Source organism: Pseudomonas sp. PDM31 (assembly GCF_019218965.1).
Lineage (GTDB): Bacteria > Pseudomonadota > Gammaproteobacteria > Pseudomonadales > Pseudomonadaceae > Aquipseudomonas.
The window spans coordinates 17,550-35,865 of record NZ_JAHUWS010000011.1; the positions used below are offsets into that span (position 1 = coordinate 17,550).

The following is an 18,316-nucleotide window of genomic DNA, read 5'->3' on the forward strand; positions in this document are numbered from 1 at the left end:
ATCAAAGAAATCCGTGAGTCGTGTGGCAACGCGTAGAGCGAGGTACCCAGCTAAAATGAATAGCCACGAAGGCATGACCTTACAAGTCGAGCAGAGCTGGAAGTGCCCCCCCCCCGGAGATCGCCGGAGTGCAGCGACCAGCATGATCATCTGCTAACGCTCGGCGTGCGATTACTCAAAAATTGAAGGTATAGCGCATGATCAAGCGATTTTCGTTGGCGCTATCTGCATAATTTGAGCGATTCGTCGAGTTACGCCATTGTAAAGCCAGGCCTTTCGCAGGCCCACTTTGGATGGCGTATGAAATATCGGTCACCCTCTCCCATTCTTTTCCCTGATCTCCGACTAGGCGCAAAGCAGCAGCTTGCCGGGTCGTGAGAGGCTCTGGATTTAAGTCATCCCCTTTGACATATTTGGTTGTGAGTAATAGGCCAGGCAAACCCAACGCCGCGAAGTCATAGTCATAACGAGCAAACCAAACTTTCTCATTTGGTGCAGTAAACGTACTTACCAACGACTCGCCGAAGAGGTAAGAATCAGCGCCATTAACGAAAGCGAATGGCGTATCGCCCCACGCCTTCTGATAACCGCCACCGAAGGTATGCCCTTGTAGGTTGTAAGCAAAATAACTACTTAACGTTTGATTATCAACGCGGCCAAGCTTATTTGACCCGCTCTCCCCCGAATCAAAAAAACGCACATCGGCTATTACATTCCCTTTAAGGAGTGGCTGTGTAGTTTTTATACCAGCAAAATAAGTACGGTAAAGATCTTCAAGCTCAGCCGCGTGCAAACTTAGCGCTACATTACTTGTTGGTTTAAAGTCGAAGGCCAAGTAATTATAATTGTCCGCTTCAACAGGAGCATACCCAGTAGCCGTGAGAGATTCAAAATCAGTTGAATTTCTTTGTTTGACAGCAGTGATGCGTATCGCTGTCACCGTGAGTCTGCCGATGTCATTGACAGTTAGTAGGCCGCCACGAAAAACTTGTGGCAAGAGCCTGCTATTGTTGCTCCAGAGCAAGGGCATAAGAGGATTGACACAACCTATCCTCATTTCCGATTTCCCTAAACGCGCTTTTGCCGTGGCAACAAACTTACCGTACTCATCCTCAACATTGCGATCGGAATCAAAAGCAAGCAAGCCAGATCCCGTTCTATCCGAACTCGAATCCAGCTTCACGCCGACTAACCCGAGGGCATCAACACCGAAGCCCACCGTCCCATCGGTAAAACCCGACTGAAGATTTAAGATAAAACCCTGCGCCCATTCATCACGCTTGGACTGAGCTGCGCCTTCATTTCTAAAATCTCGATTGTAATAAAAATTCCTGAGTTCAAGGCTGCCCTTGAAATCATCGACAAAATTTGCGGAAGCGAAGGGGGCAACTAACAGAGACGAGCAGACACACGCGAGTCTTTGAGAAAAATTAAACATCACTGGCACCTTGTTTTTATTTTGTGCTAGGGATGAGCCACACAACTGCGGTTCATTTATTGACATTGCAGTGCTTTTCACTTCACCAAATAGAGCGGGGTATAAACATTCCTTCCAGTCGGTTAATCACCGACGACTTCTGACCAACCCCAAAGCAACAGTTCTAAATAAATCCATAGCAATCTGAACGCAGTCTGGAATCCAAAATCGCATGAGCAAGTAGAGGACACTACCCGGCGACCCCATCAAGGATATACAGATGAGCTGATGAGGATCTGAATCTGAAATCGATAATATCTTCATACTTTGGGGAGTAATAAAATTCGCGAGCTTTCTCGACGGACGAAAACTCAAGAAAAATCACGCGGCACGACTCGCTCACCCTCAATCACTTCAGGCGAATCGGTTGCAACTAAAAATTTTGCTTCGAATTTCTTTATTACCGGCTTCACCCTGCTCATATATTCCTCGTAAAAGGCATTTGGATCGGTAACTGTAAGCTCCGCAAAAAGGTAGCCCTTCTTACTCATTTTCACCACTTTTATAAAAAGTTAATCTGAACATTCAGATGAGGTGGAACAATTGAGGTTCCGCCTCACACATATCTAAAGTGCTTGGTGGCTGACTAAAAACCTGCTGGCAAGTGACTTGGCCGCTCGCAGGCGACTGTTCCCATTTTTGCAGGCACTGACATTTCAAACAGCTCAAGATCCGATGAGATAGCCGTTTCATTGTGTTTAAGTCCTGGCGGGATAAATAGCGATTCGCCAGTTTCAACACGGATAGTGCGCCCGTCTTCAAACTGAAGTTCAATCCACCCCCGAAGTGCGTATATAAAATGAACATCGCAGATATGATAATGCCATCCAGTCTGCTCCATTACATCAGTTGCGCAGGTGACCTGCGCCCTAGCTACACCGGCGGTTGCATCAGTTAAGCCAAGATCGCGATATTTGAAAAAAGCACGACGACCAGGAACAAAAGGGGCGTTTTGCGGAGTGACATATGTTAATTTTTTTGCCAACTCGGCAACAGATTCGGGGAGTTTCAGTGAGACTTTCGATTCAGCTTGCATCTATTCTCTCCTTACTTTACTAGGCGATAATCATGTGAACCATATTTATGGTTCGATCGACTACGAAATACGCTGCAAAAACTTGAGCCAACATGCCTTTTAAAAATCTACTACTGAGATATGACCAAAAAATGGCACTACTGGCACTAGCACACTGTTCAAATAAGCCCGGTGGTATAGAACATCGCAATCACAAAGAACACTGCAATGGTCTTGATGATGGTTATCCCAAATATCTCCTTGTATGACTGTCTATGGGTGAGTCCAGTGACGGCAAGCAATGTGATCACCGCACCATTGTGAGGTAGCGTATCCATGCCACCGCTTGCCATCGATACGACGCGATGCATAACTTCAAGCGGAATATTTGCAGCGTTAGCCGCTGCAATAAGTTGATCGCCCATTGCGGCGAGGGCAATGCTCAGCCCTCCTGACGCAGATCCTGTGATCCCTGCTAGCGTACTTACCGAAACAGCAGCCTTTATTAAGGGATCGGGGAGGTATTGGAGAGCACTACTAACCACGAGGAACCCTGGCAGGATTGCTATGACGCTACCGAAGCCATATTCAGACGCTGTATTGAGCGCTGCCATAGAAGCGCCGGAAACAGCTTGTTTGGCACCCGCTACAAAGCGCTCGCGGATCTGCCTAAATGCAACAGCTACCACAAATAAGATGCCACAAAGTAGCGCGCCCTGTACTGCCCAAATAGCGGCTGTGCTAGAGGTTTTTCCAGTAATAAGCGCCGGCAGCCCTGGAAAAAATTCGGGACTAATTGAGTATAGAGCACTGTACCAAGTCGGAATGTATACGGTGAGACAGTAGTTAACAACCCCCACTACTAGCAAAGAAGCCAACGCAAGAATGGGATTAGGTAGATTAGCGGACTGGACACGTTCAGGTTCATTAGTATGAGCCTCGCCATAACCTTCACCCGCGGACATAGCAGATTTGCGTCGATACTCCAAATAGATCAAACCTACAATTAATACAAATATGGAACCCGAAACACCTAGTATCGGAGCAGCCCAAGAAGTCGTATTAAAAAAAGTAGTTGGGATTATATTCTGGATTTGTGGTGTACCGGGAAGGGCATCCATAGTAAAAGAAAACGAACCCAAGGCTAGTGCACCAGGCATCAGACGCTTGGGAATATTGTTTTGACGATAAAGCTCCGCCGCAAACGGATATACAGCAAAGACAACAACGAATACGGAAACGCCACCGTAAGTCATCAGCGCACACGCGGCCACTACGATAAAGTTAACCTTAGAGCGACCAAAATAGCGGATTGCTGCAGCTACAATAGCTTCAGAAAATCCAGATATTTCAACGACCTTCCCAAATACAGCGCCTAGCAAAAACACCGGCAGATACAGCTTTAGAAATGTCGCCATCTTTTCAAGAAATACACCTGAGAAGATGGGTGCGACGGATGATGGATCGACAAAAAAAACAGCACCGAGGGCCGCCAATGGAGCTACCAGTATGACACTGTGCCCCCGGTAGGCCATGAACATGAGGAAACCTAACGCTGCTAAAGCAATAAGCACAGACATGGTATATCTCACACCTAATTAGATTTATTATTATTTAAAAAATTTGTTGATTTAGGCGATCTTGGGCCCATTAAGAGCTCAAGGAGTATAGCTAGTTAATTCAACTTTCCCGTCTTGCTTACACCGCTAGCGAGATACCCACCATCAACCGGCAAATATGCGCCATTGATATATGCCGCACCATCAGATAGCAGAAAAATGATTGTCGCGGTCATGTCATCAAGTACCCCTAGGCGACGTGCTGGGATCATTGAGGTGTACGCTTCAATTGTTTCGGGCGTATAACTCGCCTCAGTTAATGGAGTGAGAACTGGGCCTGGGGCGATAGCGTTTGCTGTAATACCATGAGGGCCTAGCTCCATTGAAAGCTGTTTAGTAAGCCCGACCATGGCTGCTTTAGAAGTGCCATAAGCGGTACGCCCAATCCCAGCACGTACGGCGCTCACCGACGCAACGTTGACTATACGACCGTACCCCGCCTTTATCATGCTTTTGCCGGCACGCTGTGAGCACAGAAAAGTACCCGTGACGTTCACAGCCATCACCTTGTTGAACAGCTCAAGCGGATAGTCGATAAACGCGTGAATTCCCAGAATGCCAGCGCTGTTGACTAGCAGGTGGGTGGTGCCTCCATACCATTCCTCAGCAGTTTTGAACGCGGAATCCACGGAATTTGCGTCCGACACATCAATCGATACAGCAATGGCGTTACCACCTTGATTCAAAATAAAATTTGCGACTTTAGATGCGTTCTCTAGGTTCAAATCAGCCACTACTACGTGAGCACCTTTGGCCCCCAACGCAACCGCAGCAGCCTCGCCAATACCCGAACCACCACCAGTTACAAAAGCAGTTTTGTTTTCAAAAGTCATACTGCACACCTCAGGCTATGTTTTTTAATTATTTTAACGCAGCAATCATGGTAAATTCATACATCCGACTACCGGCTAAACTATCGCTGTATCTGACGATCAATATTATTATTCTGACTATTATCAAAAGTGACAATCTGCGAAAAGCTCGAGCACACCACAAAATCATCCTTGCGCAAAATTAACAAGGCCACAATAGAAATCAATCCGGTACCCACATAGAAATACCAGGGCGACAACATATCTCCAGTTATTTTAATTAACCAAGTAGAGACAAATGGAGCACTATCGCCAAACAAGGCCACCGAAAGTTTATAAGCTACCGCAATACCAGCAGAGCGAATAAGCGCGGGAAGGAGTTCACTCATTGTTGTGGTCTCGATCTTTTTCGGCTCGCTTTTAATCAGTAACTGGCAGCCTCTTACAGGACGTGTCAGATGCTCAACTATCAATCCATCGAAGTATTTTCGACAACGGCTGGCCAAAGCGACTTGCCTGACGATGACGACCCCCCCCCGGTTTATCTGTGATACGTGATCTTGGACTGCATGTGCCGGGATCTCATGTTCCCCTATGACATTTCCCTAGCGTCGTTCGGTAACGAGTACCTAGATTGCCGCAATGCCGAGAGCTTTCGCTATTCGTGCAACTACGTACAGGGATTGGTAACCTAGAGGTAGTTGATTCTCCTACCACCACTTATTTCAGGGTTGAGAACGATGACTGACCCAACGCGCCGACAGCTACAAGACCTCGAGCGTCTGGCCTTCCAGGTCTCTCCTGCACCGCAGGTGATTACGGGAGATAGGTGCATACTAGAGCTCAATGATGCGTTCCTGACCCTATTTGGATTCAAGCGAGAGGAGTTGCTCGGCGAGCTTCTACTGAAGCTTTACCCGTCTAAGGCGGACTTTAAGATCATCGGTGATCGCAGCCTGAATTGGTTACGGCATGCCCAGAATGGTGCGTACTCGGACGAACGCTTCATGCAGCATCAGAGCGGTGAGGTTTTTTGGGCGAGGGCTAAGGGGTACACGTTGACGCCAGAAGATCCTTTTCATCTCATGGTTTGGCATTTTGAGCGGATTGACCAAGCTGTTCGTCCGACCGTCAACCTCACGCCCCGAGAGCGGGAGATTGCCGTTCATATCGTCAATGGGCTCACATGCAAAGAAATAGGGCGTAAATTCGATATTTCACATCGGACTGTAGAGGTACACCGTGGGCGGCTTATGAAAAAGCTGAAGGCAAAAAATAGCGCTGAACTTGTTTCAAAAATTATTGTTTTGAAATAGATATCATGTCTTTTGATGCACTCGCGATGGCTGCGTAACTCTAGCCGCTCAAGTTAAAGTCGCTCTTCAAACACACTTTAAATCTGACTTGCTCGCATGCGTTACGTTGCAGTAGATAAAGCAGCATTGGCTTGTGGATGCGGGTTCGGCTGTTTCGGCAGTCCGTAGTGCGACACGGCTCAGAACCGGGTTGGATTCCGAGCAACGTCGGCTCCAGTACTCTGTTTCCTTTTGCAGCGCGTCGGTACGGCGTCATTGTCCGTACCGACTAACAAAGTGTGATAGCCACCTGGAAGAAACTCTCTCACGGTGCGAGAGATTCCTTGCTTGTTGCAACTACACCTACATTGCTCCGGTTCGAAGACCAGTCGGAGCCCGGCTGGACGAACTCTCCGGTCTTGTCACCAAAAGCTCGTACACCATCTTTAGTTCCCTGTAGTTGCCACATGAACCAAGTGGTGGGATTTCCGAGGTAGCCGTATACACCTGTGATACACCTCCCGCTTGAGACTTTGCTGCAAGAGGGCTCACCCATGATGTCGTCGTGCCGGGCCTGTGACAGAATACCGTAAGCCTTGGTTACGGCACCTTGGGTTATGGCGTCGTAGTAGGGCTTCACATCCCCCTCCCCGCCATCCCCCTCACTCTTGATAAGCAGTATGGCCCCTTTATTCGTATTACCAAGACTGACCAAGGTCACACCGCTGATCAGTCGAGTAAACCATTTCGGCGGAGGATGAATCGCAACGAAGGCAGAAAACGGAGCCTGCATATCCTGGAACAGGCGGATTACGGATCCAGCGCCTTGGGAATGCCCTGCGGCTCCGATTTTTTTTCATCTACCTTCCCACAGAAAGGGCTCCCTGCTATGCGCCCCTGCTGAATAATGTAATTCGCAGCATCTGTCGTCGAGGCACCATCCGCCGTATCAGTGTCGCGTGATGAAACGACGATGAAGCCCCAAGATGCAAGGTGCCGCAGGAAATATCGATATTTTCTTGCGGGTTGGCCTGTTCCATTGGCCCAAGCAACCACCGGGTGGCGAACGTCACCGGCGGAGCCACCGAGGCTCAAGGGACGGAAGATGTCACACAAGTGCCCCTCTCGATCAAAGGGTTCGGTCGTGGTTGTCTTGGTGACAGCCCAACGGCCTGCAGCCTGGTACTTGGCTTCGATCGGCCCTTTAGGAGTGTAGGCGAAACCGTCCTGTGCTTGAGCCGTGTAAACGAACGGGACTGCACTAAAGACCATAATGTGGAGCCAATGCTTCATGAAGTCCACCCTTTGCTCCGTTGCAATATGTTCCAATAATACATATATATCCTAACGCCTCAACATGAGGCAGACCCAATTTCTCCGTTACAAGTATTCGCCTAGGATATCCCTACCCACCACATATCGTCTTAAATAGCGCCTTAACTCAGCCCTCCTGTAAGTTTCTCGGGTGGCGGCAGATAGGCTAATGAATTACCGGGTGGATTGGCAAAACCCTAGAGAAACCCAAGAACTATATTGCAGCGCGATATGAGCTTTGATCCGGGAGGCAAGCATTGATGAAAACCAGCGAGAAGGAAGTTTTTGATAATAGCCACCTGCATTATCCATAATAGGCTTAAAGAAAACATTAAGTTATGCTATTTTCTTACGCACTGCCATCCGTTCAACCACGTATGAACCAAGCAATTTTGGCGTGAGATAACGCATTATATGAGCCGCAAAAAAAGCGCAATCTAATGAGACTCGACAGCGCGCAGGGCAGTAGTTTCGCTATCTTCAAAGATTGTTATGGTCGAACCTGAATGACTGGGAACTTCACCTTGATCGCAGAGAGGCAGACAAAGGAGAGAGACGCCGAGACAAGTAGCTTTATCTCAATCCGCCCCTTAAGAAATTCGAACATATCCGTATCTCATAAAAAAAGGGCCCCGCAGGGCCCTGATTGTTTGTAGTCAAACAGTCTTACTGAGTGCGCCACGACTCAACAACGTCCGCGCCGAACTCGTTTTTCCATTCTTTCAATTGGCGATGGTTGCCGCCCTTGGTCTCTATCAGCTCACCCGAGTTCGGGTTCTTGTAGATCTTAACGTCACGAGGCTTGCGAGTTCCTACCTTGGACTCTGCAGCGGCAGGAGCACTGCGAGTCGAAGCTTGTGGGTCAAGGATGGCGATGATGTTACGCAAGCTGTAGCCGTACTCACCCAACAGGTTGCGAAGCTTCTGCTCGAACTCGATTTCGCGCTTCAGGCCATCATCATTTTTTAGGGTTTCGAGCTCGGCCAATCTCTCAGCTCATAGTATGCGGCCAGTCCCCCTTGTACGCCAATCACCCTAAAGCACTAACAGAAAAATCAAAAGAACTACGGTTACGCTTATACACCCTAAAAAGCACAAATAAACCATATATATCAATGGTTTATATACAGACTAGTAATTTGGTGCTTTGGAGTTAATGCGATCAAGCATACCTGAGACGTAGTGTTCAGCTCTCTCATGAGTCCGGCCAGCACAGAGGGCTCATGCTGCTGAAACGCGCCTGCAATCCTGCCGACCGAATACAGACATGGATTGCGCTCAATAATAAAAACAAGTGAGACATAGGATGCATAACCCACCTAAATTAAGCCGAGCAGTACGTGTGGCAGTCCATGGCAACTCCCGCCCCAGTCTGGCTCTTGGGGCATTGGCTCTATGCCTGGCGCCTTGCGGATCAGCTTTCGCTTTCCAGTTTGAAGGCGAAACAGTGTCTGGCTCGCTCGACACTACGGTCTCCTACGGCACCACTTATCGTACGCAGGCTGCCTCAAAGAAGCTGATTGCACGCTCCAATGGAGGCAGTGTGGATAATGGCCCCATCGTTTATGACGACGGTGATCTGAACTTCCGCAAGGGAGAATTGGTATCCGAGGTGGCCAAAGTCGTATCAGATCTGGATCTGCGCTTCCAGGAAAATTACGGTGTGTTTGTACGTGGTCGCGCGTTCTATGATTTCGAGCTAAAGGATGACTCCCGTCGTCAACGTGAACTCAGTGACGATGGTGAGGATCTTGCTGGCTCGAGCGCTGATCTGCTTGATGCATTCGTTTATGGTTCTTGGGAGCTAGGGGATCATCAGTTCTCGGCTCGCTTGGGCCGACAAGTCATCAACTGGGGCGAGTCGATATTCGCTCAAGGCGGCATTTCAGCGACCAACCCCTATGATGTAGGCGCCCTCCGTGCACCTGGATCAGAAATCAAGGAAGCCTTTCTTCCGACCCTGATGGGTTCGTTCTCTTTTGAATTGACCGAGAACATGACCCTTGAGGGCTACTGGCAGCCGGGTTCATCTTGGGAAGCAGCGAAGCTGGACGCCTGCGGAACCTTCTTCTCGACCACTGATGTGATCGGAGACGATGATTGCGATTATCTGCCCGTCTCCGCCATCCAAGAGTCTGTTACGGGCCTGCTTGGTAGATCCACTGCATTCGACAGCCCGGACGAAGTGCGTGCCTATCTCAATGGTGTGCCTGCCGGCACGAGGTCTCTCGCTGAGTCCCTGCTGATGAGTACTTTTGTGCCTCGCTCGCATGATGTCGAGCCGGATGGTGATGCTCAATATGGCATTAGCCTGCGTTGGACGGCTCCAGAGTTGAACCAATCGGACTTCGGTCTTTATTACCTTCGCTATAGCACACAGACACCAGTAGTGAGCGCGAAAGCGGGATCCATCGTGGCAGTGCCTGGTGTTGGCCAAATTCCGTTTGCCAATCGCGCGACCTACTTTGCTGAGTACTTAGGCAAGCGTGATCTCTACGGCTTCAGCTTCAATACAACAGTCAACGGCGGCCCGCTGGATGGGTTGGCTGTCGCTGGTGAGCTTAGTTATCGCCCCGATTCGATTGTCAGCAAGTACACCTCTCGAGCTGTGATCTCTCCGGCTGTGGTTGGGGGCTTACCCGAAGGGACATACATCCCTGGCTATGTGAAAAGGGATCGGGCACAAGCAACTCTTTCCGGTATCTATCTGTTACCCAGCGGCGTGTTGAGTGCGGACTCTGGAAGCATCGTTGCCGAAGTAAGTGCTAACCGAATCTATGGAAGTCTGCCCCAACAGACGTTTGACAACCCAGACCTGCCCGGCGGCATGACCAACAGCTCATGGGGCGCTACAACCACTGGCTCTCTAACCTACAACGACATCTTCGGGCAATTCACCGTTTCTCCTGGCGTAAGCGTTTACAGCGCCATCAACGGGCGTAACGGCGCTAACAACAAAGGCGAACGCGCTTACACCGCAAAAGTGGATACCACTTATAAAGAAGTAATTGGTGCCGGCATCAGCTACACGGCGTTCAACGGCGGAGGGCGCTACAACCGTGACCGCGATTTTCTGAGTTTCAATCTCAAGTACAGTTTCTGAGGTTTAGTGATGAATGCATTCTATAAGACTCAAATTGTTGCTGCACTCGTGTTGGTGTCCTGTAGCCATGTGCTCGCGGCCTCTGATGTAGAACGCCTGGGCAAGGATCTCACTCCTGTTGGTGCACTAAAAGCCGGCAATGCCAATGGTACGATTCCCGCCTGGACTGGCGGCCTAACAATGACCAAGGATGCCTTTGATTCGGTAAAGGGCTACAAGAACCCATTTGAAGCAGAGAAGCCGCTGCTGACTATCACCGCTGCCAACGCGGAGAGCTACAAAGACAAAATCAGTGAGGGACAGTTGGCGATGCTGCGCCGACACCCCGATACCTGGAAGATGAACGTCTATCCAACTCACAGATCTGCGTCCTTCCCGCAATTCGTATACGACGCGGTTAAGGTGAATGCCGAGCACACTAAGCTGACAGAGGATGGCAATGGTGTATCGGAAGTGAAGGTGGCCACGCCGTTTCCGGTACCGAAGTCTGGCTTAGAAGTGCTATGGAACCATCTGCTGCGCTACCGTGGAAATGCAGTACAGCGAACCAATGCAGGGGCCAATATCCAGGCTGGGGGTAGCTATACCCTAAACAAAAACCGGGATATCTACCTCTACAACCGCGACTTTCGTAACGACGGCTCAACTGAAGGGAATATGCTCTTCTACTACCTTCAGGAGACGTTGGCCCCACCGCGCGATGCCGGTGTAGTACGACTGATCCAAGACACCGTCAACCAGACGGTCGCTCCGCGTCAGTCCTGGGTGTACACACCGGGTCAACGTCGCGTTCGGCGATCCCCCACTGTCGGCTATGACACTCCTACCGCAGGCGGCTTGATGACGGTGGACGACGTAGACATGTTCAATGGTGCCCCGGATCGCTTCACTTGGGAGATTCTGGACAAGAAAGAGATGTATGTCCCGTACAACAACTACCGTTTTGCATCTCGCACCAATACATACAAAGACATCATTCAGACCGCCCACGTTAATCCGGATCTCACTCGTTATGAGCTGCACCGAGTGTGGCATGTGCGAGCCAAGTTGAAGCCAGGAATGCGCCACGTTTACTCCCAGCGCGACTTCTACTTCGATGAAGACTCCTACCAGATACTGGTGGCTGAAAGCCGTGATAGCCGAGGTGAATTGTGGCGTCTCGCCGAGACCTACATCATCAACTACTACGACCATCAAATCGTGTGGACTGCAGGCGAAGCCCAATACGACCTCATCTCTGGACGCTATACGATCAACGCCCTTGCTCAGGAAGAAACGCCAGTCAACTTCGACGCGAAGCCCGATCTGCAGGATTTTACCCCCGCACGACTGAGGCAGGCCGGAGTGCGTTAACGCAATCCGTTGCTACTCAATTTCAAACAGTTCCAAGGGGATGAAACAATGCTTCGTCGACATTTTCTGGCAAACACATGTGCTCTGTTGGGTGGGATAACCGCCAGCGGATTGGTGAATGCATTGGCGGGGAGCGATAAGCAATCGCTTACTTTTCCACTCAACTCGCACCAAGCCCAGCTTTGCTCGGTGCTATCGGACATCGTTATTCCCCGTACCGATACACCTGGGGCAGTAGATGCCAATGTTCCTAACTTCATCGAGAGTGTGGTTTCCGACTGGTATACCCATCGAGAAAGAACGATCTTCCTTGATGGGCTCACTGAGCTCGATGAGTATTGTTTGAACAAATTTGGAACAAGCTTCCTGAATTCGAGTTCAGCACAACAGCTTGCCTGCCTGCAAGACGCCGAAACTGTGGCACAAGCATATACGAAGGCGCATCCACAACCTGTTACCCCCGCCACTTTGATGGGCAAGGGAGCCATTGACCAAGAGGCTCCTTTCTTCACCAAGCTTAAGGAGTTAGTAGTGGTTGGCTACTACACCTCCGAAGCAGCCTCCAACACGGAAATGCAATATCTGCCTGTGCCTGGCAGATACGACGGTGAGGCAACTTTGCAAGCGAATGGCGGACGCCAGTACATCTGGTAACTCCCAGCCACGGTGCGTGAGGCGCTGTGCTCGGCAGCTTTTTAATGGTGATTTATGCAGACTAATTTTGATGCAATTGTCATTGGTTCAGGGATCACTGGCGGCTGGGCTGCAAAGGAGCTCTGTGAAAAAGGTCTGAAAGTTCTTGTGCTGGAGCGCGGCAGAGAGATCAAGCATGACGTCGATTACAAGGGAATGTTTCAACCGCCATGGAAGGTACCTTTTGGCGGCAAGCCCCTGCGTGATCTTTACGACTCTGAGTACCCCGTCCAAAGTAAAATTTATGCTTTCGACGAGACTACTCGCCACTTCTTCAATAACGACAAAGCCAACCCCTACGCGTTCAATCCAGAAAAACCCTTTGTCTGGACTCGTGGCGGTGTGCTAGGTGGAAAATCGTTGGTATGGGGAAGACACGTCTATCGATATAGCGATTTGGATTTTGAAGCGAATAAAACGGATGGCCATGGCTGCGATTGGCCCATTCGCTATAGCGATATTAAGGACTGGTACAGCCATGTAGAAAAATTCATCGGCGTGAGCGGACAGAAAGAAGGTTTGCCGCAGCTCCCGGATGGGGAGTTCCAACCGCCGATGGAAATGAACCATGTTGAGAAAGTGTTCGCCACTAGAATTAGGGAGACGTATGGGAATTCGCGGTGTGTGACGATGGGGCGTATGGCTATCCAGACCGAACCGCAAAACAACAGGGGCTCCTGCACATACTGCTATAAATGCGAGCGTGGCTGCACCTTCAAAGCATACTTCAATAGTATTGTCTCGACATTGCCTGCCGCCAAGGCTACAGGCAATCTGACAATACGCTGCGATAGTGTTGTAGAGAGTATTGATTACGACCCTCTAACCAATCGTGCTTCGGCTGTACGAGTAATAGACGCAAATACCCGTCAGAAGCTAAGTTTTACATCTAAGATGATATTTCTCTGCGGCTCAACCGTCGGCAGTACGCAAATCCTGCTCAATTCCAAAAGTGAGTCGTTCCCCAACGGCCTCGGTAACACCAGTGGTGTATTGGGACGCTATCTGATGGATCATACCTATGGCAATGGCGCTTTAGGAGTGATGCCAGGTTATCTAGATAAGTATCCCTACGGCTATAGGCCAAACCAGATATACATCCCGCGTTTCAAGAATTTACAGAACAGCGATCAACCCTTTCTACGTGGCTATGGCTACCAGGCGGCAGCTCAACGTTTGGGCTGGAACTCTAAGTTCTCGATGATTCCTGGAGTCGGAGCGAAGTTCAAGGAGGCCATGAAAGGCCCTGGCCCGTGGCTCATGTATGTGGCAGGGTTTGGTGAAGTTCTTCCAAACCGTGAAAACCACATGTTCCTGCATCCAACACAAAAAGACTCGTATGGCATTCCATTGGCGTGCTTTGACTACGTCTATAGGGACAACGAGAAGGCCATGATCAAGGATATTGTTTCCGAGGCGCACCAGATGCTGGCAACTGCCGGAGCGGTGATGATTCAAGAATTTTCCGGTACACCTCCTGGCGCGAGTGTCCATGAGATGGGGACGGCACGTATGGGGCACAACCGCGAGGACTCGTTCCTCAATCGATGGAACCAGAGTCACGAGGTGCCAAACCTGTTCGTAACGGACGGCTCCTGCATGACCTCTGCCTCATGCGTGAATCCTTCGCTCACTTTGATGGCGCTCACCGTCAGAGCCGTGGATCACGCCGTGGTCGAATATCAGGCAGGTCGGATCTAACTATGAACCTCGGTGTATGCATGAAAATTGTACGTCGCTTATCGCTCCTTCTGTTTCTGATCGTGATCTGCGTTGGCGCCTTTGTGTATTTCTTCCTGCGTTCGCAAGGAATGTTTCGCGAGCCGCAATATGATCAAGATCGTCCTACCGATGTGAATATCAATACACCAGCAATATTAGTGTTCGACAAGACTAATGGTTTCATTCACAAAGACGCGATACCTGCAGCCAATGATATGCTCAGCCTGTTGGCGAAGAAAAATGGCTGGTCTCTCTACCACACTGATAATGCGGCTGTGCACAACCCAGACGACCTAAGAAAATTTCAGACAGTGATCTGGAATAACGTATCTGGAGATGTGCTGACTGAGCCGCAACGCCAAGCCTTAAAAACCTACCTGAGCAATGGTGGAGGGTTTGTGGCATTGCATGCCTCAGGTGGAGACCCCCAGTACGCTTGGGGTTGGTATGTGAATGATCTCGTTAAGGCTCAGTTTAAAGGGCATCCGCTGTTTCCGCAGAAACAACCAGGCACTTTAGTTATCGAATCTCCCGACGATCCGATAGTTGCCCACCTGCCCTCCAGATGGATTATGGATGATGAGTGGTATTCATTCGATAAAAGCCCTCGTCCAGGCGTTGAAGTGCTGCTAAGCATCGACGAAACAAGCTATTCGCCAAAGATGGCTGGCAAAGATATCAGTATGGGTATCGATCATCCGATGATATGGAAGCACTGCCTCGGAAACGGGCGAGCATTTTATTCTGCGTTGGGGCATTACGCTGAAACATATCGAGATGTGAATTACTCACAGTTGGTGGAGCAAGCGATCATTTGGGCAAGCGGCAAAAATGGTTCTCCTTGCAAAGCTTCAGTTTCAAATTAACGAAATTCTGACAACGGGTTGGGTTTTTGATGGTCGATAAAATCAAAATTGAAAGGCGGGGGCGGGTGCTGTGCATCGGGTTAAATCGCCCTGAAAAATCGAACGCGATGGACATCGAGCTTTATATCGAGCTGGCCGTGGCATACGGTGTCTTGGATGCAGACCCAACACTACGCTGCGGCGTGCTATATGGCGAAGGGAAAAACTTCACCGCTGGTTTGGAACTGGAGCAGTGGGTCGGTCAGTTCGATAAGGGGTGCTTTCCTGAGCTTCCAGCAGGGGCCTGCGATCCTTTTGGCCTAAATCAGGCACACCGGGTAAGCAAGCCCATTGTCGTGGCGGCGCATGGAATCTGCTACACACTTGCGTTGGAGTTAATGCTAGCTGCTGATATTAGGGTCGCAGCTGACAATTGTCGTTTCGGCCAGATCGAAGTGCAGAGAGGTCTTTATGCCGTGGGAGGTGCGACGGTTCGATTCGTTCAGAACATCGGCTGGGGTAACACGATGCGCTACCTATTGACCGGCGACGAATTTGATGCAAATGAAGCCTATCGTATGGGTTTGGTGCAGGCTGTATGCCCTGCTGGCCAGCAATTCGAAGAGGCGATGAAAATTGCAGAACGCATCGCTCAGCAGGCTCCGCTGGGCGTCGCGGCGACTCTCGGAAGTGCACGGTTGTCCATCAGTCATGGTGAGCAAATAGCGATAGATCGGTTGATACCGGATCTACTGCCGATCTTGGGGAGCGATGATTTCAAAGAGGGAGTTAACTCATTCTTGGAGCGTAGGAGTGCGAGTTTCACCGGAAACTAAAAACACAGCTAACCGCCTACACCATCATGATTAAGATAGTCAGTTTTTTGATATGGGCTTGATACACTCAGCACATGCAAATCCCTCTATGAAAGACAATATAATTATAACTGTCTGAACCGCACCCCTGGTCGGTGTCACAGTACTGGTGGCTGTTATTCTCGCCAAAAATATCTTCAGCATCAGGCAGTGCAAACGACTGCTTAGCTAGCCACCTAACAATCTTCAAGCATATCTCAATGCCAGAGTTACGGCGATGGTGTGCAACACCATCCGAGTGAAGCGAATGAGCATAAGTATAATTAAGCTACACGGCTGTGTCAGGCATTTCCGCATTTAACCTTTTGGCCAAACCAGTCAGAAAGATTGAGTGTTCAGGACATAGTTGCCCGCAGCAACCGGAGCTATAATCAGAGCTCAACAACACTAATAATAATTACAGGATTTCGGGATGTACGACTACCACACCGCCGCAAGGCAGTTCAATTACCTGCAAACCGCCGCGCAAGAACTGCACGGTAGTCTGGACGGCCTTAACGCCTGCGTGGAGTGCTGTGACCGACATACTGCCGGCCAAGATGTAGCCTTATACTGCGAAGCTCAGGATGGTACCGCCTCGCAGTACACCTTCCGCGAGCTACAGGATCAGGCCGCTCGATTCGGCAATTTCCTCCATGAGCAGGGTGTGCGACCTGGAGACCGAGTCGCAGGGCTTTTGCCGCGAACTGTCGAGCTCTTGATCACTATCCTTGGAACTTGGAGGGTTGGGGCAGTCTACCAACCGCTGTTCACCGCGTTCGGGCCGAAGGCGATCGAGCAACGACTGGAGTGTTCTAGCGCACGATGGGTTGTCACAGACACCCGCAACCGATCCAAACTAGACGACGTCATCGGCTGCCCGACCGTGATCACTGTTGGCGCTGATCCACAATGCATCGGCGATTATGATTTTTGGAGTACCCTGCAGCGCCAGAGCAACGACTGCGAGCCGTTGCTTCAGGACGGCGAAGCCCCGTTCCTACTCATGTGCACTTCCGGTACCACCGGGCCAGCCAAGCCACTGGAAGTACCATTGCGGGCCATTTTGGCTTTCAAAGGTTACATACGCGATGCAGTAGAGCTGCGAGAGGACGATCGCTTTTGGAACCTCGCCGATCCAGGCTGGGCATATGGCCTTTATTATGCGGTCACCGCGCCACTGGCTTTGGGTCACTCGACACTGTTTTACGATGGCCCGTTTTCAGTCGAAAGCACCTGCTCGGTAATCAACAAATATGCAATCACTAACCTCGCCGGCTCGCCGACGGCCTTCAGGTTACTTATCTCCTCGGGTATGCAATTCGCAGATAGCATCCGAGATCGATTGCGCGTGGTTAGCAGCGCCGGTGAGCCACTCAATCCCCAAGTTATCCGCTGGTTTGCCGAGAACTTAGGTGTAGTCATCCACGACCACTATGGGCAGACCGAGCTAGGCATGGTGCTTAGCAACCATCACGGCCTAAGCCACACTGTGCGTGAAGGCTCTGCTGGCTACGCCATTCCTGGCCACCGAATTGTAGTGCTTGATGACCAGCATCAGGAGTTACCGCCCGGCCAGCCTGGTACGTTGGCAGTCGATCGCGAGCGCTCGCCGCAGTATTGGTTCAGTGGTTACTTCGGCATGCCAACCAAGGCCTTCGTGGGGCGTTACTACTTGAGCGGCGATACAGCAGAACTCAACGACGATGGCAGCATTAGCTTCGTAGGCCGTAATGATGACGTGATCACTACTTCCGGCTATCGGGTAGGGCCGTTTGATGTTGAAAGCGCGCTGGTGGAGCATCCTGCCGTAATTGAGTCAGCCGTAATCGGAAAACCCGACCCGCAGCGTACAGAGTTGATTAAGGCCTTCGTGGTGCTAAACAAGCAATATCTACCAAGCCCGGAACTAGCCGAAACATTGCGGCTACATGTCCGCCAGCGCCTCGCGGCTCATGCCTACCCCCGGGAAATCGAGTTCGTCAACGAATTGCCGAAAACACCTAGCGGCAAGCTACAACGTTTCATCCTGCGTAACCAGGAGATTGCTAAGCAGCAAGCTTGATGATTAAGAGTCAGAAATGCGCGAAAGTTCTAAGCTCACTACTCGACAGACTTGATGATTCATCATTTATGTACTTGACGACCTTGAAACACTATTTAGATGCTTATGGAACAGGGCATCTTAATACACTACGCATACAGACAGCAGCT

General features: G+C 50.2%; 16 protein-coding genes and 1 pseudogene. 8 read left to right on the forward strand and 9 right to left on the reverse strand.

The features are described 5' to 3' along the window. Window positions 1–175: 175 nt before the first annotated feature. From KW839_RS20895 to KW839_RS20925, 7 genes and pseudogenes are all read right to left on the reverse strand, one after another. The gene (locus KW839_RS20895; RefSeq protein ID WP_218425380.1) at window positions 176–1,438 is read right to left on the reverse strand and encodes an OprD family porin; all 1,263 of its coding nucleotides are present in this window, start codon (window positions 1,436–1,438) and stop codon (window positions 176–178) included. A 229-nt stretch (window positions 1,439–1,667) separates the two neighbouring features. After that, window positions 1,668–1,820, reverse strand: coding sequence for a DUF1330 domain-containing protein (locus KW839_RS28170; RefSeq protein WP_371318091.1), 153 nt, complete (start codon window positions 1,818–1,820; stop codon window positions 1,668–1,670). Then, window positions 1,789–1,968 carry a DUF1330 domain-containing protein gene (locus KW839_RS20905; RefSeq protein WP_218425382.1) on the reverse strand — a complete coding sequence of 60 codons (180 nt, stop codon included), beginning with the start codon at window positions 1,966–1,968 and terminating at the stop codon, window positions 1,789–1,791. The genes KW839_RS28170 and KW839_RS20905 overlap by 32 nt, the downstream gene beginning before the upstream one ends. Window positions 1,969–2,063: 95 nt before the next feature. Beyond that, the gene (locus KW839_RS20910; RefSeq protein WP_218425383.1) at window positions 2,064–2,513 is read right to left on the reverse strand and encodes a cupin domain-containing protein; all 450 of its coding nucleotides are present in this window, start codon (window positions 2,511–2,513) and stop codon (window positions 2,064–2,066) included. 158 nt (window positions 2,514–2,671) lie between these two features. Beyond that, the gene (locus tag KW839_RS20915) at window positions 2,672–4,072 is read right to left on the reverse strand and encodes a GntP family permease (protein ID WP_053154103.1); all 1,401 of its coding nucleotides are present in this window, start codon (window positions 4,070–4,072) and stop codon (window positions 2,672–2,674) included. A 95-nt stretch (window positions 4,073–4,167) separates the two neighbouring features. Continuing rightward, window positions 4,168–4,944 (reverse strand): SDR family NAD(P)-dependent oxidoreductase, encoded by a 777-nt coding sequence (locus tag KW839_RS20920; protein ID WP_218425384.1) that lies wholly within the window; start codon window positions 4,942–4,944, stop codon window positions 4,168–4,170. 80 nt (window positions 4,945–5,024) lie between these two features. Further along, window positions 5,025–5,312 (reverse strand): annotated as a pseudogene (locus KW839_RS20925) (hypothetical protein); the annotation flags it as partial. Between the two features lie 351 nt (window positions 5,313–5,663). Here KW839_RS20925 and KW839_RS20930 point away from each other — a divergent pair. Beyond that, window positions 5,664–6,239 (forward strand): LuxR C-terminal-related transcriptional regulator, encoded by a 576-nt coding sequence (locus KW839_RS20930; protein ID WP_218425385.1) that lies wholly within the window; start codon window positions 5,664–5,666, stop codon window positions 6,237–6,239. Between the two features lie 789 nt (window positions 6,240–7,028). On the opposite strand, the gene KW839_RS20935 is transcribed toward KW839_RS20930, so the two are convergent. Together KW839_RS20935 and KW839_RS20940 are read right to left on the reverse strand one after the other, a co-directional pair. After that, window positions 7,029–7,511: a hypothetical protein gene (locus KW839_RS20935; protein ID WP_218425386.1), complete on the reverse strand. Its 483-nt coding sequence runs from the start codon at window positions 7,509–7,511 to the stop codon at window positions 7,029–7,031. Between the two features lie 687 nt (window positions 7,512–8,198). Continuing rightward, entirely contained in the window at window positions 8,199–8,519 is a 321-nt protein-coding gene (locus KW839_RS20940; protein WP_218425387.1) for a histone-like nucleoid-structuring protein, MvaT/MvaU family, read from the reverse strand. Between the two features lie 319 nt (window positions 8,520–8,838). On the opposite strand from KW839_RS20940, the gene KW839_RS20945 reads away from it, so the two are divergent. The 7 genes from KW839_RS20945 to KW839_RS20975 all read left to right on the forward strand — a co-directional run bounded on the left by KW839_RS20945 (window position 8,839) and on the right by KW839_RS20975 (window position 18,167). Continuing rightward, on the forward strand, window positions 8,839–10,635 hold the full coding sequence (locus KW839_RS20945) for a DUF1302 domain-containing protein (RefSeq protein ID WP_256352780.1): 1,797 nt from the start codon (window positions 8,839–8,841) through the stop codon (window positions 10,633–10,635). 9 nt (window positions 10,636–10,644) lie between these two features. Further along, the gene (locus tag KW839_RS20950) at window positions 10,645–11,988 is read left to right on the forward strand and encodes a DUF1329 domain-containing protein (protein WP_218425389.1); all 1,344 of its coding nucleotides are present in this window, start codon (window positions 10,645–10,647) and stop codon (window positions 11,986–11,988) included. A gap of 48 nt (window positions 11,989–12,036) precedes the next feature. Next, entirely contained in the window at window positions 12,037–12,642 is a 606-nt protein-coding gene (locus KW839_RS20955) for a gluconate 2-dehydrogenase subunit 3 family protein (protein ID WP_218425390.1), read from the forward strand. A gap of 54 nt (window positions 12,643–12,696) precedes the next feature. After that, window positions 12,697–14,382 carry a GMC oxidoreductase gene (locus KW839_RS20960; protein WP_218425391.1) on the forward strand — a complete coding sequence of 562 codons (1,686 nt, stop codon included), beginning with the start codon at window positions 12,697–12,699 and terminating at the stop codon, window positions 14,380–14,382. A 20-nt stretch (window positions 14,383–14,402) separates the two neighbouring features. Beyond that, entirely contained in the window at window positions 14,403–15,269 is an 867-nt protein-coding gene (locus KW839_RS20965; protein ID WP_218425392.1) for a ThuA domain-containing protein, read from the forward strand. 29 nt (window positions 15,270–15,298) lie between these two features. Further along, the gene (locus KW839_RS20970; protein ID WP_218425393.1) at window positions 15,299–16,084 is read left to right on the forward strand and encodes a crotonase/enoyl-CoA hydratase family protein; all 786 of its coding nucleotides are present in this window, start codon (window positions 15,299–15,301) and stop codon (window positions 16,082–16,084) included. A gap of 451 nt (window positions 16,085–16,535) precedes the next feature. Then, window positions 16,536–18,167, forward strand: coding sequence for an AMP-binding protein (locus tag KW839_RS20975; RefSeq protein ID WP_218425394.1), 1,632 nt, complete (start codon window positions 16,536–16,538; stop codon window positions 18,165–18,167). Window positions 18,168–18,316: the final 149 nt, after the last annotated feature.